At 65.0% G+C, this 21,814-nt stretch carries 21 protein-coding genes and 1 tRNA gene; 11 read left to right on the plus strand and 11 right to left on the minus strand.

Annotation, left to right across the window (positions count from 1 at the left end; translation table 11 throughout):
* Positions 1 to 109 precede the first annotated feature (109 nt).
* The 5 genes from ACIP1U_RS06865 to ACIP1U_RS06885 all read left to right on the plus strand — a co-directional run bounded on the left by ACIP1U_RS06865 (position 110) and on the right by ACIP1U_RS06885 (position 2,403).
* On the plus strand, positions 110 to 517 hold the full coding sequence (locus tag ACIP1U_RS06865; RefSeq protein ID WP_400313091.1) for a VOC family protein: 408 nt from the start codon (positions 110 to 112) through the stop codon (positions 515 to 517).
* 152 nt (positions 518 to 669) lie between these two features.
* Positions 670 to 918, plus strand: coding sequence for an AbrB/MazE/SpoVT family DNA-binding domain-containing protein (locus tag ACIP1U_RS06870; protein ID WP_400313093.1), 249 nt, complete (start codon positions 670 to 672; stop codon positions 916 to 918).
* Positions 912 to 1,232: a type II toxin-antitoxin system PemK/MazF family toxin gene (locus tag ACIP1U_RS06875; RefSeq protein WP_400313096.1), complete on the plus strand. Its 321-nt coding sequence runs from the start codon at positions 912 to 914 to the stop codon at positions 1,230 to 1,232. The genes ACIP1U_RS06870 and ACIP1U_RS06875 overlap by 7 nt, the downstream gene beginning before the upstream one ends.
* Positions 1,233 to 1,430: 198 nt before the next feature.
* Positions 1,431 to 2,243 (plus strand): MetQ/NlpA family ABC transporter substrate-binding protein, encoded by an 813-nt coding sequence (locus ACIP1U_RS06880; protein WP_400313099.1) that lies wholly within the window; start codon positions 1,431 to 1,433, stop codon positions 2,241 to 2,243.
* Between the two features lie 73 nt (positions 2,244 to 2,316).
* Positions 2,317 to 2,403: transfer RNA gene (locus tag ACIP1U_RS06885), tRNA-Leu, on the plus strand.
* A gap of 365 nt (positions 2,404 to 2,768) precedes the next feature.
* Here ACIP1U_RS06885 and ACIP1U_RS06890 read toward each other — a convergent pair.
* Positions 2,769 to 2,984, minus strand: a complete 216-nt coding sequence (locus ACIP1U_RS06890; protein WP_400313102.1) for a hypothetical protein — start codon at positions 2,982 to 2,984, stop codon at positions 2,769 to 2,771.
* A 340-nt stretch (positions 2,985 to 3,324) separates the two neighbouring features.
* On the opposite strand from ACIP1U_RS06890, the gene ACIP1U_RS06895 reads away from it, so the two are divergent.
* Both ACIP1U_RS06895 and ACIP1U_RS06900 read left to right on the plus strand, forming a co-directional pair.
* Positions 3,325 to 4,872 carry a serine hydrolase gene (locus ACIP1U_RS06895; protein WP_400313103.1) on the plus strand — a complete coding sequence of 516 codons (1,548 nt, stop codon included), beginning with the start codon at positions 3,325 to 3,327 and terminating at the stop codon, positions 4,870 to 4,872.
* Between the two features lie 185 nt (positions 4,873 to 5,057).
* On the plus strand, positions 5,058 to 5,933 hold the full coding sequence (locus tag ACIP1U_RS06900; protein ID WP_400313106.1) for a metal-dependent hydrolase: 876 nt from the start codon (positions 5,058 to 5,060) through the stop codon (positions 5,931 to 5,933).
* Positions 5,934 to 5,968: 35 nt separating this feature from the next.
* On the opposite strand, the gene ACIP1U_RS06905 is transcribed toward ACIP1U_RS06900, so the two are convergent.
* Together ACIP1U_RS06905 and ACIP1U_RS06910 are read right to left on the minus strand one after the other, a co-directional pair.
* A complete protein-coding gene (locus ACIP1U_RS06905) occupies positions 5,969 to 7,060 on the minus strand; it encodes a mechanosensitive ion channel family protein (protein ID WP_400313109.1) in 1,092 nt (363 codons plus the stop codon).
* A 177-nt stretch (positions 7,061 to 7,237) separates the two neighbouring features.
* Positions 7,238 to 8,725 (minus strand): HdeD family acid-resistance protein, encoded by a 1,488-nt coding sequence (locus ACIP1U_RS06910; RefSeq protein WP_400313112.1) that lies wholly within the window; start codon positions 8,723 to 8,725, stop codon positions 7,238 to 7,240.
* A 177-nt stretch (positions 8,726 to 8,902) separates the two neighbouring features.
* Here ACIP1U_RS06910 and ACIP1U_RS06915 point away from each other — a divergent pair, with 177 nt between their 5' ends.
* Together ACIP1U_RS06915 and ACIP1U_RS06920 are read left to right on the plus strand one after the other, a co-directional pair.
* Positions 8,903 to 9,610, plus strand: coding sequence for an HAD-IA family hydrolase (locus tag ACIP1U_RS06915; RefSeq protein WP_400313115.1), 708 nt, complete (start codon positions 8,903 to 8,905; stop codon positions 9,608 to 9,610).
* Between the two features lie 241 nt (positions 9,611 to 9,851).
* Entirely contained in the window at positions 9,852 to 10,823 is a 972-nt protein-coding gene (locus tag ACIP1U_RS06920) for a Bug family tripartite tricarboxylate transporter substrate binding protein (protein WP_400313117.1), read from the plus strand.
* A 174-nt stretch (positions 10,824 to 10,997) separates the two neighbouring features.
* Here ACIP1U_RS06920 and ACIP1U_RS06925 read toward each other — a convergent pair whose 3' ends face one another.
* Both ACIP1U_RS06925 and ACIP1U_RS06930 read right to left on the minus strand, forming a co-directional pair.
* On the minus strand, positions 10,998 to 12,011 hold the full coding sequence (locus tag ACIP1U_RS06925; protein ID WP_400313120.1) for a DUF3616 domain-containing protein: 1,014 nt from the start codon (positions 12,009 to 12,011) through the stop codon (positions 10,998 to 11,000).
* Between the two features lie 143 nt (positions 12,012 to 12,154).
* Positions 12,155 to 12,502 carry a hypothetical protein gene (locus ACIP1U_RS06930; protein ID WP_400313123.1) on the minus strand — a complete coding sequence of 116 codons (348 nt, stop codon included), beginning with the start codon at positions 12,500 to 12,502 and terminating at the stop codon, positions 12,155 to 12,157.
* A gap of 483 nt (positions 12,503 to 12,985) precedes the next feature.
* Between ACIP1U_RS06930 and ACIP1U_RS06935 the strand changes: the two genes are divergently transcribed.
* A complete protein-coding gene (locus tag ACIP1U_RS06935) occupies positions 12,986 to 13,507 on the plus strand; it encodes a hypothetical protein (RefSeq protein WP_400313124.1) in 522 nt (173 codons plus the stop codon).
* Between the two features lie 97 nt (positions 13,508 to 13,604).
* Here the strand turns inward: ACIP1U_RS06935 and ACIP1U_RS06940 are convergent, their stop codons facing one another.
* The 6 genes from ACIP1U_RS06940 to ACIP1U_RS06965 all read right to left on the minus strand — a co-directional run bounded on the left by ACIP1U_RS06940 (position 13,605) and on the right by ACIP1U_RS06965 (position 20,749).
* Positions 13,605 to 14,417: an SDR family NAD(P)-dependent oxidoreductase gene (locus ACIP1U_RS06940; protein WP_400313126.1), complete on the minus strand. Its 813-nt coding sequence runs from the start codon at positions 14,415 to 14,417 to the stop codon at positions 13,605 to 13,607.
* 33 nt (positions 14,418 to 14,450) lie between these two features.
* Positions 14,451 to 15,692, minus strand: a complete 1,242-nt coding sequence (locus ACIP1U_RS06945; RefSeq protein ID WP_400313129.1) for a thiolase family protein — start codon at positions 15,690 to 15,692, stop codon at positions 14,451 to 14,453.
* A 17-nt stretch (positions 15,693 to 15,709) separates the two neighbouring features.
* Complete coding sequence (locus ACIP1U_RS06950) at positions 15,710 to 17,269, minus strand: AMP-binding protein (RefSeq protein WP_400313132.1); 1,560 nt, start codon at positions 17,267 to 17,269, stop codon at positions 15,710 to 15,712.
* 548 nt (positions 17,270 to 17,817) lie between these two features.
* On the minus strand, positions 17,818 to 18,840 hold the full coding sequence (dctP, locus tag ACIP1U_RS06955) for a TRAP transporter substrate-binding protein DctP (protein WP_400313135.1): 1,023 nt from the start codon (positions 18,838 to 18,840) through the stop codon (positions 17,818 to 17,820).
* 56 nt (positions 18,841 to 18,896) lie between these two features.
* The gene (locus tag ACIP1U_RS06960; RefSeq protein WP_400313137.1) at positions 18,897 to 20,195 is read right to left on the minus strand and encodes a TRAP transporter large permease; all 1,299 of its coding nucleotides are present in this window, start codon (positions 20,193 to 20,195) and stop codon (positions 18,897 to 18,899) included.
* Complete coding sequence (locus tag ACIP1U_RS06965) at positions 20,192 to 20,749, minus strand: TRAP transporter small permease (RefSeq protein WP_400313139.1); 558 nt, start codon at positions 20,747 to 20,749, stop codon at positions 20,192 to 20,194. The genes ACIP1U_RS06960 and ACIP1U_RS06965 overlap by 4 nt, the downstream gene beginning before the upstream one ends.
* Positions 20,750 to 21,005: 256 nt before the next feature.
* Between ACIP1U_RS06965 and ACIP1U_RS06970 the strand changes: the two genes are divergently transcribed.
* Positions 21,006 to 21,716 (plus strand): TetR/AcrR family transcriptional regulator, encoded by a 711-nt coding sequence (locus ACIP1U_RS06970; RefSeq protein ID WP_400313141.1) that lies wholly within the window; start codon positions 21,006 to 21,008, stop codon positions 21,714 to 21,716.
* The last annotated feature ends 98 nt before the right edge of the window (positions 21,717 to 21,814 follow it).

Raw genomic sequence — 21,814 nt, forward strand, 5'->3', positions numbered from 1 at the left:
ATCGGCACGCCACCAGCGGCCGGCTGAAACATCACTCCTGACAGCAGTTGTCAGGAGGGCCGGCGCACAATGCGGCCGCTCTCACACAGAACGCCGCAAGGAGGCTGTCATGGAGTTGCTGATCAATATCGATGTCGACGACCTCGCGCGCGGCATCGCCTTTTACGAGCAAGGCCTGGGGCTGAAACTGCAGCGCCGCCTGTTCGATGGCAGCGTCGCCGAAATGCTGGGCGGCAACACGCCGATTTACCTGCTCGCCAAACCCGCTGGCACCCGTCCTACCAGTCGTTCGGATACCCGGCGCGACTACCGGCGGCACTGGACGCCGGTGCATCTCGATTTTGTCGTGGCCAACCTGGAAGCCGCGATCGAACGGGCGCTGGAAGCGGGCGCCGAGATCGAAGACTGGCCGCAGGATTTCGAATGGGGCAGGCAGGCCACGCTGTCGGATCCGTTTGGGCATGGGCTTTGTTTTGTTGAGTGGAGGGGTGAAGGGTATGCGACGGTAGCGGGCTGAGCGGCCTGCTGCGTTTCGGAAAATTCTCCTGTCCGAGACCGGACCAGGATGTCACATTTCCTGTCGGGCTTCGCCCAGCCCCTGTCCTTGAACCCGGCGACGTTATAACATTGTGCGACTCATCGCCGTGGCGATAGCGACAAGGACAGGCAATGAAAGCGACGATCCGAAAAATGGGCAACTCGCAGGGGATCCTGATCCCCAAGGCAATGCTGGCGCAATTGGGTCTGGAGGGCGAAGTGGAAATGGATATCGTGAACGACGCGCTGGTGATCCGGCGCCCGAAGAATACGCCGCGCGAAGGCTGGGCCGATGCCAGCCGCGCCATTGCCGAAGCCGGCGACGATGTGCTGGTCCTGGGCGATTTTCCCAACGCGGATGACGCGGAGTTGAAATGGTAGTGCGGGGCGAGATCTGGCTCGTCGCACTTGACCCCGCTGCTGGCAGCGAAATCATGAAGACGCGCCCGTGCGTAGTCGTCTCGCCGCCGGAGATGCATGACTACCTCCGGACGGTCACCGTGGCACCCATGACTTCTGGCAGCCGGCCGGCACCCTTCCGTGTCGGCGTGACATTCCAGCGCAGACACGGGTTGATTCTGCTGGACCAGATCCGTGCCGTCGACAAATCCCGACTGCTCAAGCGCGCCGGCGAGTTGAATGAAAACACGCTGAAGGAAACCCTTCGCGTCTTGCGCGAGTGCTTCGCCGACTAAAGAATGAGGCAGCAATTTATGCCATCAATTCAGGTCGACAGGGTGTCATAAGCATATGAAAAAGAAATAGACGCCAGATCTGTTCCTGCTGCGCAGTTTTTACGCAATTGCGTTAATCTGTGGCCTCGCCTGCGCAGGCGATCCCTGCCACGGCCCAACTGTCTCACTCGCCACATAATCAAAAGACCACAGAACTCTATGCGCAGCACCTCCCTTATCAAGCGCCTGGCGGTTGCCGTCTCCGCAATCGGCCTTATCGCCGCCGGCAGCGCCTCGGCCCAGGAACAGACCATCCGCGTCGGCACCGTCAGTGGTCCGGACGCCGAAGTCTGGCAAGTCGTCCAGAAGGTTGCCAAGCGCAACGGCCTGAACGTCAAGGTCGTGGAATTCAACGACTACGTGCAGCCGAACGCCGCGCTGGATGCCGGCGACCTGGATGCCAACAGCTTCCAGCACCAGCCCTACCTGGACAGCCAGGTCAAGCAGCGTGGCTACAAGATGCAGAGCGTCGGCTATACCTATATCTCGCCGCTGGGCATTTACTCGAAGAACCTGAAGTCGCCCAAGGACCTGCCGCAGGGCGCCAAGGTGGCGGTGCCCAACGACCCGTCCAATGAAAACCGCGCGCTGCTGCTGCTGCAGTCGCAGGGCCTGATCAAGCTCAAGGCCGGTGCCGGCACCAATGGCAACAACGCCACGCCGCTGGACGTGGCCGAGAATCCAAGGAAGCTGAAGATCGTGGAACTGGACGCTGCGCAACTGGCGCGCGCGCTGCCCGATGTCGGCGCCGCCGTGATCAACACCAACTACGCCCTGGCCGCCGGCCTGCAGCCGACCAAGGATGCCATCGCACTGGAAGACATCCACAGCCCGTACGCCAACATCATCGTGGTGCGCACGCAGGACAAGGACAAGCCATGGGTCAAGAAGCTGGTCGCTGCGTACCAGTCGGAAGACGTGCGCCAGTTCATGAAGACCCAGTTCAAGGGGGCGATGGTGCCGTCGTTCTGACCGGACGCGCCTGGCCACTGCAAACTCGTGCTTGCAAATTCCGTCGCCTTCGGTAGAATGCGGCGCTCACCTTGCCCAGGTGGCGGAATTGGTAGACGCACTAGGTTCAGGTCCTAGCGGTGGCAACACTGTGGAGGTTCGAGTCCTCTCCTGGGCACCAGCATTCAAAGAAGGCCTGCGCAAGCAGGCCTTCTTCATTTCCGCCCAGGAAGAAAAGCGCTTGAGCGCTTTTCGGGAGGACGAGAAGGGCTGCGCTTGCAAGCGCAGCCGGGGTCGCGCTGGCGTGACCGAGTCCTCCCCTGGGCACCAAGGTTTCAAAGCGAGAATGGTTGTTTGCTCCCCTCTCCCGCTTGCGGGAGAGGGGCCGGGGGAGAGGGCAGGCGCATGCCAAGCACCGTGGCGCATCACTTCGTGGCAACTCCTGCCCTCTCCCCCGCCCCTCTCCCATAAATGGGAGAGGGGAGACAACATTCGCAGCCTTTGACTTTGTCAGCAGCCTAATTTTTGTTTCTCCAAACCGGCCAATCAATCCGCCGGGCAGAACTCTCCCGTCGTTTCATCCAACTGCTGCTTGACCATCGCAAGCAGGGAATGCATGGCATGACAGGATTCGGAGCGCTCGCTTTCAATTTCAAGCAACGAAAGGATCGCGCTCAGCCCGGCGCTGATTCGCTCGAGCGCTTCCACGGCGCCAGGCGGGACGATGTTCAGAACTTCCGCGTTATAGGTGCGCATTTGCATTTTGCTTTTCTCCGACTAGAGACTGCCCACCAGCCTTGGGGTCTGCAATGGAGGTGGCGGGCCTGACAGCGGGGGTGACAACCGGTGAACCGACGCAAAACCGGCCAGCCATGCGGCTGCCCCGCCCGGCCCGCCGTGGATACGGCTTGCTCGCGCGATTGTTGCCAACGTCGGTTGCTTCCTTCGGGTTGTCACGCCCGCTCACCGAACCCCTCGGTGAGGCATCCAGTTTCCCGCCCTGCCGCCAATGCGTACATGAGACGCTTCGCATTCACTGCCCGCGCCCATCGCCTACAGTAAATCCCAAAGGCGCCCTCGCGCCGCCGTCGGGAGAGCTGTCGTGGCCAAACTGCAAAAGCGTCGCCGTTTCCTGGGAGCCGCGCTGAGCGGCCTGCTCGTTCCGGCCCTTCCCGCCTGCGGCGGCGATGACGATCCGGCGCCGCCGCCGGATCCGGTGCCCGAAGCGCAGATCACCGACGCCATCGCCCAGGTCGATACACTGGCCACCAACCTGATGGCAAGCTCGGGCGTGCCCGGCATGGCCATCGCAGTGGTGCGCGGCAATCAAACCGTTTACGCCAGGGGCTTTGGCCGTCGATTGGTGACCGATCCCGCATCGGTCAACGCCGACACCGTGTTCCAGCTGGCCTCGGTGTCAAAGTCCATCGGTGCCACGGTAGTGGCGCGGCAAGTGGGGCGCGGCAGCATCGGCTGGGACACCCCGGTCATCCAGCACCTGCCATGGTTCGCGCTGTCCGATGCGGAAACGACTGAAGCCGTCACCATCGGCGACCTCTATGCGCATCGTTCCGGCCTGCCCGACCACGCCGGCGACCGGCTCGAAGACATGGGCTACGACCGCCGCGAAGTGCTGACGCGCCTGCGCTTCCTGCCGCTGCATCCGCTGCGCGCGGTCTACGAGTACACCAACTTCGGCATGACCGCCGCGGCCGAGGCGGTGGCGAATGCCGCCGGCATCGACTGGGCCACGCTGTCCGAGCAGGCCATCTACCAGCCGCTGGGCATGACCCGCACCAGCTCGCGCTACGCCGACTTTGCCGCGCGCGACAACCGCGCGCTCGGCCACGTCAAGGTCAACGACAGCTGGGTGCAGGGCATGGGCACCATGCCCGATGCGCAATCGCCTGCGGGCGGCGTCAGCGCCTCGGTCAACGACCTGGCGAAATGGCTGATCATGGTGCTGGCCAAGGGCGAGTTCGCCGGCCAGCGCATCGTCGACGCCGCGGCGCTCGCTCCCGCGCTGTCCCAGCAGATGCAGAGCGGCCCGCCCGTCCAGGGCCGCCCCGCCAGTTACTACGGTTACGGCTTCAATGTCGGCACGACCGAGCTGGGGCTGACCAACTACAACCATTCCGGCGGGTTCGCGGTGGGGGCGGCAACCAGCTTTACCGCGGTGCCGTCGCTGAACCTGGCCATTGTCACCCTGACCAACGGCTACCCCATCGGCATCCCCGAAACGCTGAATGCGCAGTTCTTCGACCTGGTCCAGTACGGCGCCTTCCGCCGCGACTGGGGCGCGATCTTTGCCGACGCCTTCGCGCCCTTGCTGCAGCCCGAAGGCAGGCTGGTCGGGCAGTCGCCACCTGCAAGCCCATTGCCCGCGCGAGCGCTGTCCACCTATGCCGGCACCTATCGCAACGACTATTACGGCCCGCTGCTGGTCGCCGAACAGGCCGGCGCGCTGGTGATGACGCTGGGCGCGAAGCCTCTGGTCTTGCCGCTGACGCACTGGGACGGAGATGTCTTTACATTCACGCTCCATAACGAGAACGCCGCCCCCGGCACGATCTCCAGGGCGGCCTTTGCCAGCGACCGCGTATGGCTGGAGTACTACGATCACGAAGGGCTGGGCGTCTTTGTGCGCTGAGTCGGGCTGCGGCGGCAGAGGCAGGGCCATGCCACATTGACACGCATCACCCCCGTGCCGATACTGCAACACGCGCCCCGCACTCGCGTGCCGTGCGCCGCGCTAGCGGCACCGATGCAGCAGCGGCACTGCACACCCCAGGGTGGAACGGTTCGATCCATGACTCAGCCACGGAAGGAATGACCATGATCAGATTCCGCGCAGTCGTACTCAGCGCCACCGTTGCCACGCTCGCCGCCTGCGGCACGCCTGCGCCGACACCCACCGCGGTCACGCAGGCGCCCACGGCCACCACCGCTGCCGCCGCCGGCAAGACTGAAGTCCTGTGGCTGGGCCAGGCAGCGATCCGCATCACCTCGCCCGGCGGCAAGGTCATCGTCATCGACCCGTGGCTGACCACCAACCCGAAGACGCCTGCCGGCTTCAAGCAGTTGTCCTCGCTCGGCAAGGTCGACCTGATCCTGGTGACGCACGCGCATAACGACCACCTCGGCGACGCCCCGGCGCTCGCGCAGCTCAACAACGCGCCGATTTACAACGCAGGCGGCATGGGCTCGGCACTGATCAGCCTCGGCATGGCCCCGGCCGCGCTGGTGCAGCGATTCGGCAAGAGCGGCACCGTGATGCCGTTCGGGCCGACCGGGCCGAAGATCACCGCGGTGCATGCCGAGCACGCATCCGAACTGGTGATGAAGAACCCGACCACCGGCAAGGACGAAACCCACTACGGTGGCGAACCGGTTGGCTACATCATCGAGATGGAGAACGGCTTCCGCGTCTGGCACATGGGCGATACCGGCCTGTTCGGCGACATGCGGCTGATCGGCGACCGCTACCGGCCCGACCTGGTGCTGATCCCGATCGGCGACCACTTCACCATGGGTCCGCAGGACGCGGCGATCGCGGTGCGCGACATGATCCGGCCGCGCTTTGCGATCCCGATCCACTACCAGACTTCACCGCAGCTGCGCGGCACGCCGGAAGAATTCACCGCCGCGCTGGGCGCCGGCGCGGCCACGCGCGTGATCGTGCCACAGCCGGGAGAGAAGGTAGATTTCTGATTCGCCTGACAAGGGGCGATGCCGGGCACACAGCTTCACGCTACGTGCACGGCGGCGCCGCGCGACGCGGCATCGCCCTTGCCCTCACCCTCCCCTTCAATGCGAAGCCGGGGCAAGAACTGCGGATACTCGCGCTGCATGAAGTCGATCAGCCCTTCGCGCACGACACAGCGCAGGTCCCACGCCAGGCCGGATGACGCCGCGGTGCACAGCACGCGCAGCTGCATGGTGCGCTCGGTGGCATCCGTCACCACCAGGTTGAAGAAGCGCCGGTCCCACTCGGGCGCGGCATGGACGATACGCTCCAGCTCTTTGCGCAGCGGTGCCAGCGGCATGCCGTAGTCCACGTGGAAGAACACCGAGCCCAACAGCTCCGCGCTGCTGCGGGTCCAGTTCTGGAACGGCTTCTCGATGAAATACTGCAGCGGAATGATGAGGCGGCGATCATCCCAGATACGCAGCACCACGTAAGTGCCAGTGATCTCCTCCACGCGGCCCCACTCGCCCTCGACGATCAGCACATCGTCCAGCCGGATCGGCTGGGTCAGCGCCAACTGCAAGCCGGCAATCAGGTTGCTGAACACCGGCTTGGCGGCAAAGCCCGCGATCAGGCCGACCACGCCCGCCGAGGCCAGCAGGCTGGCGCCGACCTGCCGCGCACCGGGGAAGGTCATCAGCACCATCGACGCGCCAATCACGATCACCAGCGACATGGCGATGCGCGACAGCACCCGCGTCTGCGTATGGATACGCCGCGCGCCCATGTTGTCCGCCACATCGACCGGGTGACGTTCGAGCACACCCTGCGCAAAACCAGCGATGATGCGCGCCGCCAGCCAGGTCGTGGCGATGATCATCAGCAGACCGTTGAGGTGCCGCACGTTGTCGATCCAGCGCAGGTCGTCCGGCGCCGCTTGCCATACGGTCTGCAACGCCAGCAGCGGCAGCACCGCCTTGGCCGGCGCGCGCGACTTGATCACGATGGCATGCAGCACCGGCGCGGCGCGGGTCATGCGCAACAGCAGCAGGCCGCCAAGGCGATGCGCGGTCAGCGCGACGATGACGGCGACCAGCGCGGCGGTCCATGTGCCGAACCAGGGATGATCGAGGAGGAAGTCAAGATTCATGCGTCGTCCTGTTCATTGCGGGTTGCGCGGCTATGGCACTAACGACACCCGGGCCGCGCAGAAGTTCGCCCCGCGCCACTCCAGCCGGAGCGCGGGAACAGAGATGTTAGAACACGCTTCTTACCTCATCGCCTTCCAGCCACGCATGCGCGAACGGTCGCAGCGGGCGTACGCGGCCTATTCCGCATGCACTTGGTTATCGTCTGCACGCCATTGCCGCCGCTGGCGACGCCAGCGGTTCATTGCAGCGATGCCGAGCCGCCAGAACCGGCGCGGGTGCGCATGCGGGTGCGCATGAGGATCGACCAGCAAGCTCAGCGCACGCGCATAGTCGCGCACCAGCCCCGGCGTCCACGCCATAGTCTTGCCGCGCTTGCGGATCTGCGCGGCGAGCCATAGCTCCGGCATGCACAGCGTCTGCAGCAGCAGCGCCCACGAGTGCCGTTGTCCGCGCCTGCGCATGAGCGCGCCTTCCACGGCGGCTTCGAGCGCACGCGCCACGCTGACGGCGCAGTTCCGATAGGTCAGGTTGTAGGTAGTATCGGCACGCCACGCATGCCAGAAGCGCTGCAGGCGTGCCGCATCGTAGTTGCGCAGGTGCACGCGCACGGTGGAGTCGCCGCGCCGCGACGCCTCGGTCGCGTAATCGGGCTCGAACACGCCCGGCACATCGTTGTCGGTGGTCGCACGCAGCGCCTGCGTGACGCTTTCCGGCGTGCGGCTGAGCGGCGCGGCCGGATCGAAACTGATATAGACACCTTCGGGCGCCTCCAGCGCAGTATGGCCGGTCCAGATGGCACCGTTGGCGTCCACGGCGGCAATATAGCGGTCGAACACCGGCCGGCGCCGAAGCGGCTGCTGCACGGAACCGGATGGCGTCCAGACATGTACCGTCAGCCCCGGGACGCCTTCATCGGGCAGGTGCGCCGCGTGCTCGGCCTGCGCGAACAGCAGCGTCTTGGTGACCGTCTTCGTTGACGCATGCGATACGTCCGTCCAGTGAGAACCACCTTGGCCCGTAGCGTCCCCGCTTTGGCCCCCTCTTTGGTCCTTGCCTTGGTCCCCGCTGCGCCGGCGCGGCCCGTGCATCAGGCTTTCTATCGTGGCGCTCTCCGGCACGCGGATGGCCCGATACGCAAGCATGACCATGCTCCAGCCGCCAAACAACAGCCATAGCGACAGCGCATAAGGCACCGTGCCCTGGTAGTTGGTCGGATACGGCTGGTAGAAGAAGATCGCGATCAGCACCTCCAGCACGCCGGTGCCGACGGCCCAGCGCCAGCGCGGAAAACGCACGACCGACGCCGACACGCATTGCAGCAGTCCGTCGGCCAGGAACAGCGTGCCGAAGATCATCGACAGCCAGAAATGCCCGTGATGGTGCCCCGCCAGCACCAGCGACGCCGCCACCACCAATGCCAGGCCCTTGAACAGCCTCATGGCCCGCAGCCCGCCGGCGCCCACCATGGCGACGACCACCGTGCCCAGCCCGCCCACCAGAAGCAGGCCGGCGAACCATTCCAGCGGGAAGAAATGCGCGCTGTCCAGGCCGTCGATGAACAGCACCACGCCGGCGGCGAGGAAGCCGACGCCGAGCCAGAACATGCCGCGCGCGCGCTGGCGGAGGTAGTCGAACCCCAGCAGGATCAGGACGAGACGGATCATCGTTTCGATGCGAGATCGTGGATCGTTTGGCGGATTCTAGCCACAACAAGCGGCCTGCGCGACTTTATGGCGCGATCGGCACATCGGCGCTCCATGCTGGCGACCCGAAAACCGGGCCTGCGCGGTGGTAAGCTACCAAACCCCACCCCCCGCGCCAATCTGCAGCGTTCCCGCCCCATGCGCCTGCCCAAGGTCTCCGCCATCTCCTTCGATCTCGACGACACCCTGTGGCCGTTCGGCCCCGCCGTGGCCCGCGCCGAGGCGACGCTGCTGGCCTGGCTGCTGCGGCACGCGCCGAAGACGGCCGGGGTGCTGACCTCGCCCGCGGTGCTGCGCGAATTGCGCGCCAGCTATGAAGGCGAGAACCCGCACCTCGCACATGACTACCGCGCGCTGCGTCTCGGCTCGATCCTGCTGGCGCTGGAGATGGCCGGAGAAGATGCCAGCCTGGCCGAAGACGCGTACGACGCGTTCTTTGCCGCGCGGCAGCAGGTCGAGTTCTTCGAGGATGCGCTGCCCGCGCTGGCGTGGCTCAGCGAACGCTTCCCGCTGGTGGCGGTGTCCAACGGCAACGCCGACCTGAAGGTCACCGGCGGCCATCACTTCTTCCGCGCGGCGCTCAGCGCCGCAACGTTCGGCACGGCCAAGCCGGCGGCGGCGATCTTCCACGCGGCCGCCGCGGCAGTCGATACACCGCCGGAACAGATGCTGCATGTCGGCGACGATCCCGACCTCGACGTCGTTGGCGCACTCGGCGCGGGACTGCAGGCCGCATGGCTGGTGCGCCCGGACGGCCCGCACACGGCGCAATGGCAACGCGGCGGCGCGCGCCCTCACCTGATCCTCAGCGACCTGCAATCGCTCTGCCGCGCGCTGGCCGCCTGAGCGCGCCAACAAGACAGCGCCCGTGCCCGAAGGCGATATCGGGCCAACGCATACCTAATATGCGAAAATGTCGTTTCGCGACCAGGGCCGAGATCCCTGCGCTTGCCTCGCCACCGCACATCCAGACGTTCCCCGCCATCCGCTCCGGGCCGTTCCAGTGCCCGACACCGCCGCAATCCGCCAGGTTCACAGGCAGCAAGCCAGGGTCCGCCCCGCAAGATTTCGATCGAGGAGAAACAAGATGTTGAAGGCCCTCTTTGCCGCCCTGCTGGTGGCATGCGGACTGACGAGCGCGCACGCGCAAACCCCGGCCAGCTTTCCGACCAAGCCGATCCGGCTGGTGATCCCGTTCCCGCCCGGCGGCGGTACCGACATCCTGGCCCGCCTGGTGGCAACCCAGGTCGGCCAGGCCACCAAGTGGAATTTCGTGCCGGACAACAAGCCGGGCGCCGGCGGCACGCTGGGCATTGCCGAGGCGGTCCGGGCGGCGCCGACCGGCTACGAGCTGGTCATGGGCCAGAAGGACAACCTGGTGGTCGCGCCGTGGCTGTACAAGTCTGTCAACTATGTGCCGAACCGCGACCTGGTGGCGATCAGCCATGTCGCCTACACCCCGATCGTGATCGTCACGTCGGCCAATTCACGCTTCAAGACGCTGGCCGACGTGGTGACCGCCGCGCGCGGCGCGCCGGGTGCGGTCAAGTATGGCTCGCCCGGCAACGGCACCACCATCCACCTGGCCGCCGAGATCTTCAGCCAAGCCGCGGGAATCAAGCTGCTGCACGTGCCCTACAAGGGCTCCAATGCGGCGATGATGGACGCGCTGGCCGGCAATGTGGACCTGATGGTGGCATCGGTGCCGTCGGCGCTGGCGCAGGTCAAGGCGGGCAAGCTGCGCGCGCTGGCCGTGACCTCGGCCACGCGCAGCACGTCGCTGCCCGATGTGCCCACCGTCGCGGAAAGCGGCTACAAGCAGGTGGACGTCAGCACCTGGTACGGCCTGTTCGCCCCGGCCAAGACGCCCCCGGAGGTGGTCAACCGCATCCATGCCGAAGTGAACAAGGTCCTCGCCACGCCGGCGATGATCCACGCGATCCAGGAGCAAGGCGCGGAAGCCAGGCTGATGACGACCAAGGAGTTCTCCGAGCTGGTGCAGTCGGACTACAAGAAGTGGAAGGACATCGTCGAGCGCTCGGGGGCAAAGCTGGAGTAAGCCCGGCGCGTCGCCACCGGATTCGTTGTCAAGGAATGCCCGCCGTGGATCACGGCGGGCTTTTTCTTGTGAGCCTCGATCTGTGGCGCTCTCCGGTGCTGATCAGGCGCCTCGGGTCGGCCGTGCTGGCCGCTTTCGGGGGAACTGCAGGCGACCGGCGCGGCGGGCTGATGCCTATGGCGTGACGACGACGCTGCGGAATTGCTTGCGGGCGGCCGGCACATCCTTGCACACGCGCTCGCCGTGCCGCACGTCGCCGTCGTCACTGAGGATGCGGACAGCCGTCGTGCCCGGCAGCTCGAACACGGCCTCGGGCTTCATGCCGGCGATGGCGTCCGTACCGAATGCCACGGGCGCCTCCGTGCTGGCGCCAGACCACCGGTACAGCGCAAACGTCCCATCGTCGGCCACCGGCCCGGCGGCGATCACGTATTCCTTGCCCACCCGCTCGATACCACGAATGCCTCGGCCGCCGAGGTCAATCAGGATCGGCGCGCCAAAGCGCGCGGCATTGCCCTGGATCACGGCAGCGGGGTTGTCCAGCGGCACGAGGATCGCCTTGCCGCCGACCAGCGGATTGCGGAACCCGATCAGCAGCCCGCTGTCCGTGGCGGCCAGCCCTTCGATATTGAAGCCGTCACGCTGCTCGGGCGGCAGCTTCGCGGCTGCCTTCAGCCGCAAATCGTCCAGCGCCGGAGTTGCCAGCAGATCTCGCTGCAGCTTTTTGTACGGCTTGCCCACCGGCGATACCGACAGCCGTGCCGGATCGATGTCCACCGCGAAGAATCGATGACGCCTTCCCTTTTCCTTGCCCCCGGATGTCCGCCCATGCGAGGAGACGATGTAGACGCGCTCACCCACCACCGCTGCGGCCTCGAGGTCGGAATCGTCGTCCTCGTCGGTGCCGAGGAAGGCGTGCAGCGGAAAGACCCGAACCGGCCGCGCCTGCCCGGTCTGGTACAGGGTCAGCACGTTGTGCTCGTTGTCCACCACCACGAAGTGATTGGCGCCGAGCGCAAAGCCAGCCGAGGCATCGCACAACCCGGCATGGGTTTCCACGTTCGCCGCCCCGGCGCTCCCCGCGCCCAGTAGCAGGCACAACATCAGACCCGCGATCTTCCGCGCACCACGCATGACGGTTCCTTCTTCGATTGGCTGAATTTTTTGGTCCATCGTGCCGGGCTCCATGAGGTGGGGGAGGCGTCCATCGTCGGCTCCTGTCGGCGATCGCATTGATCCTGCCGGCCCTCACTTTCTTCTTCCTGCCGCACTAGGCCTGCGGCCCCTTCAATGCCCCTTCAATGCCCCTTCAATGCCCCTTCAATGCCCCTTCAGCGTCCCATGCGGCGGTCATAGCTGCGCGACACGCGCTCCAGCAGCCCCGAGTCGCGGGGACTGGGCGCGTTGAATTCCACCCGCACACTGCCGTCGCCCTGCTGGCGCACGCTTGCCATGACGGTGTCGCCGTCCCGGCTGCCGACCAGCATGCCGGTTGAGGGCTCTTGCGTGGTGATCACCAGGCCCTGGTCGCGCATGGCATCGGCAGCCGCGTAGAACGAGCGGTCGAAGCTGGCCGGCGCCCCCGCCGGCGCCGGATAGCCGTAGTAGGTGCAGCCAGGCAGCGCGAGCATGGCGGCGACGCCAATGGCAAGGCTCAGGGCAATTCGTGCGCGCAACATGGTGACACCCTCCTCCAGCAGTTCCGTGAGGAAGCTATCCCATCAACAGCGGCTCGCTTCCTCACGGAACTGCTGGAGGGAGCTGTCCACCACCGTCAGCGCATTGGCCCCCGGGCAGCGAGCCAGGTCCGGCTGGCGGGTCCCCACGGTTGACGCCCACGGCTAGCGCCACGCGCGATGGTTGCGGGCCTGGCCTGTGAGAATACCGTGCTGCTACTTGCCTGATTACGAGCGCAATGATCTTGTGTGAATACGCCCCCGCAGCCGGGTGCCATCGTCAAGCGTATCGGAGCCGCACGGCCTCCGATCTGCCTCATGCTCCGAACTCTAACGTCAGCCTTGGTCGCTGAAGTATTGAATCTTTTTTGACGATGAGATAAGAAAAATCTTTCCCCGGAAGGTCCGGATGAATGAGCATCCTATTGGACTCAGCGTGCGCTATGCTGGACTGGCGCGGAACCGCCAACTGACTGGAGAACGATCATGCGTTATCGCCTGTGCGCCTGTGTGACCGCTACATTGGCGATCCTTGTGCTGGGCGCCTGCGCTGCCCTTCAGCCCCTCCAGACCGCAGAGGGGTTGCTCGGCGGCCCACAGAGTAACGTGCGCGATACGTTCGGAGCGCCCACGGAAACCTACCAGTTTGCTGACGGCACCACTCGGTGGATCTATTCCAAGCAGCCGCTCGGCTTCGAGGTCTACGCGGCAGACTTCGACGTGAACGGCAAGCTGACAAGGTTCCGGCAGATGCTGACCGAGAAAGAGATTTACGAGGCACGCCCCGGGGTCTGGACCAAGAAGGATGTTGCCGAGCGCTTTGGCCATCCGCGTGAGCCCATCGAGTTCTACCCACTCATGAAGCGCGAAGTATGGTCCTACCGGCTTTATACAGGTGCCTACATGCCAGCCCACTTCAACGCCTATTTTGACGAACGCGGCGTGCTCGACCGGACCATGATCATGGTGGATGCGATCGGTGGCGACGCGCGAGACGGCAGCAAGTAGGTCGGCCTCGGGGTGCCCGCGGCGTGAGAAAGAGCGAGGGCGGATCGCCCCTTGCCGCGGGCGATCGCGCGCGCTGCATGCCGCAGCCGCGGCCGGTTTACGCAGCGGCTTGCGGAGCAATGATCTGCTGGCTGATACCGCCATCGACTACGAGGTCGACACCGTTGACATATCTGGCTTCGTCGCTGGCGAGATACAACGCAGCATGCGCGACATCCCAGGCGTCACCCATTGAGCCCGTGGGACACATTGCATCGCGTTGGGCGATCATCTGGCTGACATCGCCATAGAAGCGCGACAGGGGTTCGGTGATCATCGGCGTGTTCATCAGGCCAGGCAGCAGCGAGTTGACGCGGATATTCTTCGGCGCGTATTGCAAGGCCACATAGCGCGTCAGGCCGAGCACCGCCGCCTTGCTGGCGCCGTAGGCGATGTACGGCACGCCGGACCAGCGGATGCCCGCCAGAGAACTGACGTTGACGATGGCGCCGCCGCCTTGCGCTTCCATCAGCGGCAAGACATGCTTGCAGGTGAGGAACATGCTCTTCACGTTGACGTCGAAGATGCGGTCCCAGGCCTCTTCCGACAGCTCGACCGCCCCACCGATCTCGGCGATCCCGACGTTGTTGACCAGCACGTCGATGCGTCCGAATCGTTCCAGGCACGCGCCGACCATCGCCTTGATCTCGTCGCCGCGGGTAACGTCGGCCTGATAGGCCTCGCAGATGCCGCCTTCCTCACGCACGCGCCGGCAAGTTTCCTCCGCCGATGCCAGGTCGCGGTCGACCGCCAGCACGAGCGCGCCCTCGCGCGCGAACAGCATCGCCATGGCCCGCCCGTTGCCCACGCCCGCTCCAACCGAGCCCGCGCCGCAGATCAGCGCCACCTTGCCCTGAAGTCTCTTGCTCATAGTTGTGCTCCTCCTTGTGATGATGTTGGTTGTTCAGTCCCGGCTGAAGATGCCGACATGGCAGGCGGCTTCCTCGTTGCGCCAGATGCCGCCGCCGTTTTCCTGGATCGCGATGCGGGCGCCCTGCACCTGACGGGCACCGCACTCACCGCGCAGTTGCTGCACCAGTTCGAAGATCTGCCCCAGCCCGGTCGCGCCGACCGGGTGGCCTTTCGACTCCAGGCCGCCAGACGGGTTGATCGGGATGCGTCCGCCGATGCTTGTCGCGCCCGACTCCGCCAGCAGCCCGCCCTCGCCCGCATCGCAGAAGCCCAGGTTCTCCGACTGCAGGATCTCGCCCATGCTGGTGGCATCGTGGACTTCGGCCACCTGCATATCGCGCGGACCGAGTCCTGCCTGCTCGTAGGCGTGAAGCGCAGCCAGGCGCGTGGCGTGGTTGCCGAGGTCTTCCCACGCCCGGGCCGTCGCCGAACGCAAGACCGACGCACGCACGCGAATGGCCCGCCGACGGTCGAAGCCATAGCGCGCCAAGGCCGATTCCGTGCACAGGATCGCCGCCGCCGCGCCGTCGGAAATCGGCGAGCACATTGCCTGCGTAAGCGGATAGGCGATCGGCGGCGAGGCCAGCACCTCCTGCACGCTCATCGCCTGGCGGTACTGCGCACGCTCGTTGTGCACCGCGTGCGCATGGTTCTTGGCACTGACGGCGGCCAGTTGCGATTGCGTCAGGCCGTAATGGGCCATGTGGTAGCGGCAGAACGCCGCATAGATGTCCATGAAGCGGCTGTAGGGACGTGTCGACATCGTTCCGGGCGGCGGCGCGATGCCGGCGCCGATCTGCAACAGCGTCTGCGCATTGGCCTCGGGCGTCTCAATGTCCCAGCCGCCCTCGAACAAGGCAAAGGCCTTCGCCTTGTCACGCACGCTGAGCTTCTCGACGCCCACCGCCAGCGCAATATCGGCATCGCCGACCAGCAGATGCCGCAGCGCCAGGTGGAACGCGGTGCTGGCCGTGGCGCACGCGTTCTCGACATTGACAATGGGTGCGCCCTGGATACCCAGCGGCAGCAGCGCGACCTGGCCGGGGACACAAACCTGGCCTTCGAGCGGGCCCTGGCCGACGTTGCCGAAGTACGCCGCCTGGATGTGTCGCCGGTCGCATCCGGCGTCCTTGAGCGCATCTTCGACCGCCCAGGCAGTGAGGCGCTTTACAGTGCCGTCATCGTGGCGGCGAAAGGGCGTCATGCCGACGCCGACTATGTAGACAGGTTTCATGGAATGGAATATCAGGGTCAGATGACGCGTCCGCTGTTGGCCCAGTAGCGGGCGCGCAGTTCTCGCTTGAGTACCTTGCCGACGGTGCTGCGCGGCAACTGGTCGGCAAATTCCACGGACTTCGGTGCCTTGACGCTCCCGAGTTCCTTCTTGACGAGTTCAATCAGCGCCGATTCGGTGACCGTGGCATTCGGGCGCAGCTCGACGACGGCCTTGACGGCTTCGCCCCACTTGTCGTCGGGCACCCCTACGACCGCGCACTCGTTGACGGCGGGGTGGGCCATCAGCACCGCCTCGACTTCCGCGGGATAGACGTTGAAGCCGCCGGTGATGATCATGTCCTTCTTGCGGTCCACGAGATACAGGAAGCCGTCGGCATCGAAGTAGCCGATGTCGCCGGTGCGATGCCAGCCACCCGCACTCGCTTCCGCGCTCGCCTGCGGGTTCTTGTAGTAGCCCTTCATCACGATGTCGCCCTGGGCAACAATCTCACCGCGCTCGCCCGGACGCCGATGCACAGTGCCGTCGTCCGCAGCGATCGCCACGCGAGTGAACGGGTACGGTCGGCCGGCACTGCTCAGCCGCTCGCGCGGCGCGATCTGGCCGTCGACGAAATGCTCCTCAGGCAGCAGCACGCTGATCGAGCCCGGCACCTCCGACTGGCCGTAGCCCTGGTACAGCACGGGGCCGAACACCTCGATTGCCTCGGCAAGCTTGTCCGGCGACATCGGCGCCGCGCCATAGAGCAGGTAGCGCAGTGACGACAGATCAAACTCGCGCACATTGGGCTGGGTCAGCAGCGCGTAGATCGCTGTCGGCGGCAGGAACAGCGCCTCCACCCGGTCGCGCTCGATGGCCCGCAGCAATCGCTGGGGATCCACACCGTCGTGCAGGATCACGCGCGCGCCGCGAGCGATGAACGGCAGCGCAAGCAGCCCCGCGGTGTGCGTGATCGGAGCGGCAGCGAGATAGACCATGCGGTGAGTGATCCGCGCCGCCGACATCTGGCTGGCGCACATCGCTGCCACGTTGCGGTGGCTGAGCATCACCCCTTTCGAGCGCCCGGTGGTGCCGCCGGTGGCGAGGATGACAGCGGTCGCCTCCGGGTCGCATGCCGACCAGAAGAACTCGTCCGATTCGCCGCGCGACCAGTCTGCCAGCGACAGGTCGCCGCCTTGCGCGCCATCATCGAGGCAAATGAAGTGCCGGATGCGTGGGCAACGGCTGCGTATCTGCGGCAGCTGCTCCGACCAGCGCGACTGGTAAAACAGCACGTCGCAGTCCATGTCGTCGAGGAACTCGACGTTCGCGGCCACCGCGTTGCGGACGTTGACTGGCAACCAGGCACCTTCCGCGCGGACGATACCAAGCACCGCGACGAAGGCCAGAGGATCGTTGGCGCTCATCACCGCGCCATGAAAGCCAGGCTCGAGGCCGAGGCGCTGCAGCGCCCGTGCGATGCGCAAAGTCTGGGCTTGCACCTGCGCGTAGGTAAGCGTCGCGCCATCCTCTGCCACGAAGCATGGCGAGTTGCCGTTCTGGAGCGCGCCGCCGTCAAAGAAATCGATCAGGTTCATCGCCCGTACCTCTCAGCGACTTGCGTCGGGGCAGCGAACGCCTCGACTGTCGAAACGACCCGGCGATTCGCGCCGACATCGGCGCGACAGCGTTGCGCAGCGTGGTCGGCGCACACAGACATAGCGGGCCGATGGATGGGGGTGAATGCAAGCGGTCTCATTTTTTGGTACCAATCGTTTATCGATGGTACCAGAATAGAAGCCATTCGGTACCATGTCAATGATTTTGGTACCCCAAGAAGGCATGCGCGATGCGTCAATATCGCTTCGGGAATCGCGCTCTCTTCCGAGTAGGCCAGCTACGGCCAGCCCTACGGATCCTGGCGCGTCCAGCGGTCCATCGCCTCGCTATTGACGCAGGCCGGCAGCGAAGTCTCGGCACCGCGTCACAGCGATATGCAAAAGCATTCTGGCCGCGTACGGTGCGCAGCGCTGCGGAGTTCACGAATTCGCATTGGCGTGACATGGCCCGGCCGGTCCTGGCCGGGCCTGTTGGGTACGGTCACATCTGGAAAGTCGATCCAATCAGACCTGCTGCACCCTTCCGCTCATGCCTTGGAAGATTGGGCGACGACCTGCTCGATTTTCGAAACGAGACCAGGGTTGATGCGCGCCTTCCACTTCTCGTACGGCTGACGGACCAGGGCCTTCCACTCCGCCATTTCGCCCGGCGTGGGCGTGTAGACATCGACGCCATGCTGCTTGAGGGCATCGTCACTGGACGCGCTCTTGCGCACCTGCCGGGTGAGTTCGGCCGCCGCGTCCCTGGCCGCGCCGCGAACGATCTGCTGGTCCGCGAGAGTCCACGACTTGAACACCGGGCTGGCCACGGTGAAGTGAATCAGTTCGTTCATCGCGCTCCAGCGCGTGATGTACTTCTGACCAAGGCTGTAGATCTTGGCCGCCTGGACCTGCTCCATCGTCAGCATCACACCGTCGACCGCGCCGGACGACAACGCAGACTGGGCATCGGCCCACGACATGCTGGTGGGGTTGGCCTTCAGGGCATTCATGATGTCCTGTTGCAGGGGAGACGCCACCACGCGGATTTTCATGCCGGTGATGTCGGCAGGCCTGGCGAGGCGGCGCTTGGCGTTGAGCAGTTGAACATTGCCGTACTCCCCGGAAGCCAGCGGCTCGATGCCCGCGCGACGCATGATGTCGTAGAAGTCCCTGTTCAGGGCGTCAGAGGCAAGCACGGCATCCACCGCCCTGGCGTCGGGCATCAGGTAGGGCAACATGAAGACGGTGAAGTCCTTGACGGTGCCCGACCAGTTCGCGGTCGTGCCTACCAGAACATCGATTGTGCCTTGGCGAAGTGCGACGAGCTCGCGATCCTGCGCGCCCTGAACAAGGCTCGATCCTGGGTATAGCCGGATATTGATGCGACCCGCCGTGCGCTCGCGCACCAGATTGGCAAAGTTCTCCGCTGCCGTGTGCCAGGTGGTGCCCGGGCCAGTGACGAGCGAAAGACGGTACTCGTTCTTGTAGGCAGGCTGCGCACGCAAGATGCCGGGGACGCCGAGACCGGCGATGCAGGCGCTGACGAGGAATTTGCGACGTTGATTCATGGTGGTTGTCTCCTTGTTGAGGCTGGGCCGAGATGTCGATGTGGGTCGGCCGTCGGTCAAAATCCGGTTGCCTTGGGAAGCCACAGCGCGATCCGCGGCTCGATCAGCACTGCGGCAATGGCGAGGGCAAAACTGAGCATGAACCAGCCCACCCAGGGCAGCGTCTTCTCGACGGGCGCCCTGGCCAGGCGGCAGGAAACCAGCAAGGTCGGCGCCAGAGGCGGTGTGAACTGACCCAGCGCCATGACCATGGTCACCAGCACGCCGAACCACACCGGGTCCCACCCGTAGGACTTGATCAAGGGAAGGAGCAGCGGCAGGAACACCATGAACAACGTAACGCCGTCGAGGAATATGCCGAGCAGCTTCAGTACCACCAGCACGACCATGAGCGTGCCGATACTGCCCAGGCCGAGCGTGCGGAACCAGTCGACGATGGGGTCGGCGACTCCGATGGTGCTGATGCAATAGGAGAACACGCCTGCGAAACCGAGGATGATCATGATCACCGCCGAGGTGCGGACACTGTCGACAAAGATGTCGTAGAGGTCCTGCAGGCCGATCGTCTTGTGGACGAAGATGCCGATACACAACACATAGGCTGCGGCCACAGCCGCCGCCTCGGTCGGGGTGAACCAGCCGGCCCGCATGCCACCCAGAATGAGCACCGGTGTGACGAGCCCCCAACTGGCTTCACGAAGGCTCTTCCAGAACGGCGGGCGCGGCAACCCCGCCTCGGCAGCGCCGAAGCGGTGGCGCCGGGACAGCCACCAGGCTGGCGCGATGAGCGCGACCCCTGCCAGCACGCCCGGGATCAGTCCCGCGGCAAACAACTCTGGCAGCGACACACCCGGCACCATGATGCTGTAGACAACGAACGCCAGGGATGGCGGGATGAGAATGTCGGTTGCCGTAGCTGAGCCGATCACGGTGGCCGAGAAGGCGGGCGGATAGCCCGCACGACGCATTGCGTCGATCATCACGCCGCCAATGGCGGCGGCCAGCGCAACGCCGGAACCGGAAATACCGCCTAACAACATCGCCACAAAGATGGCGACGATGGGCAGCGTCCCCGCGCCGCGGCCAAGTATCGCGGCAGCAAAATTGATCATGCGGGTGGCGACCCCGGAGCGGTCGAAAGCCGAGCCGACGAGGACGAACATCGGCAGCGCGAGCAGCGGGTACTTGGCGATGCTGGCGTCAAAGCTCTGCTGCAGCGTGAACAGCCCGAACCACGGCATGTCACCGCCCATGAACATGACCACAGCGGCACCCGTGAGACCCAGGGCCACGCCGATGGGAACGCCAGCCAGCATCAGCACGATGAAGCCGCCGATGAGGAAAGTACCGATCACGATTGCACCTCGCTCGCCGTCGTGGACTGCGGCACCGCCAGATTCGCCTGGCGCCAGCGGCCAGTGATCGCCCGGACCGCCACAAGGAGCGCCAGGATCGGTGTGAAGGCCGTGTACCACCAGCGCGGCACGCCCAGCCCGAAAGTTGTTTCGCCGAACTCGAATTCCGACCAGGCCGCACGCACGAGCAGGATGGCGAGCAGCAGGAAAAGCGTCGCCGCCGCCAGGGCCGACAGCGCGGCCAGCCAACGCCGACGGCAATCGGAACCGCCGGAATAGAAGAACTCGACGCGGATGTGGGCGTCCTGTGCTGCCGCAATCGAGGCGCCGGCCAAAGTCATGACCAGCAGCAGGAAGACCGAGATTTCCTCTGTCCAGGCGAAGGACTGGCTGGTGAAGTACCTGACCAGCACGTTCATGAGTGTAATCACCATCAGCAACGTCATCAGCGCCGCCCCGATGACCTCTTCCAATGGGCGCCCGCGCAAGGCAGATCGCAGGCTGCGGAAAGACCAGGTCGGATTTTTTACTGCGGGTTCGGTATCGGTCATCATGCCTCCATTCGGTACCTGTTATCGTTAATTGGTACCATTGAACCCGGTCGCTGGTATCATGTCAATGGATTTGGTACCGTTGATGACTTGGGGATAACCCCACTGCGGAGGACGACAGGGGCCAGTCTTCGAGGATGCAGGCCTCAATGCCGATCAGGGACATGATGCGTTCGTCACAATGACTTCCTGCTGATACCATCTGACATTTGGTACCTTATGAATATGCCTAGTACCATCCAGGCAACAGGATGACGCGATGAGAACAACGCTGACGAATGACGAGTTTCTGGATGAACTCACCGGCCTGTTTTGCCGGGAAGGGATCAAGAACCTGACGGTGGGCGAGATCGCCGCGCGCCTGCACTGCTCGCGCCGCCGGCTATACGGCATTGCGGAGACGAAGGAAGAAATCTTTTGCGTGGCAGTCGACCACTTCTTCCGTGTTCTGCTTGAGCAAGGGGAGGCGATCATCCGCGAGGAGCCGGACCCGACAGTGGCAATTGCCGCCTACCTCAATGTGGGCATTCGCGCGGGCAGTCACATGTGCGCCCAATTCTTGAAAGACATAGAGGACTCGGAGGCGGCCAGCGCCAGCTTCGACGCCTATCAACAGGCACGTGCCGATGGGCTGACACGACTGATTGACGACGGCGTGCGCAAAGGGGTGTTCGTTCCATGCCACGGCCGCGTGGTTTCCGAACTGTTACTGGGCGCAGCGCTCCGATTGCGTCGGCCAGCATTCCTTGCCCAGGCGAATCTCACGATCGAAGAGGCATTCCGGGAACTCTACCGTGCGGTGCTTGGTGGACTATTGGTCAAGGCGACGGCACCCGGCTCGACCAAACGCGGCGCCCAGGCGGGCCGCGGGACCGCCCGTACAGCGCGGCAAGGCGGCTCGGCAAAGCCTCTGGCCACTGGCGATGACGAACTCCACAAAGTTCTCATGGCCGCATGGAACCGGAGTTAAGCACCATTGGCCTGTTCCCGGAATCGAGTCCGCATCATGGGCGTCGCCGGAGAGCTTTTGCCATGGCTTCGTCTGCAGTGAGCGCGCCGGGGAGCGGC

The sequence above is a fragment of the Cupriavidus sp. NPDC089707 genome, from assembly GCF_044748965.1.
Lineage (GTDB): Bacteria > Pseudomonadota > Gammaproteobacteria > Burkholderiales > Burkholderiaceae > Cupriavidus.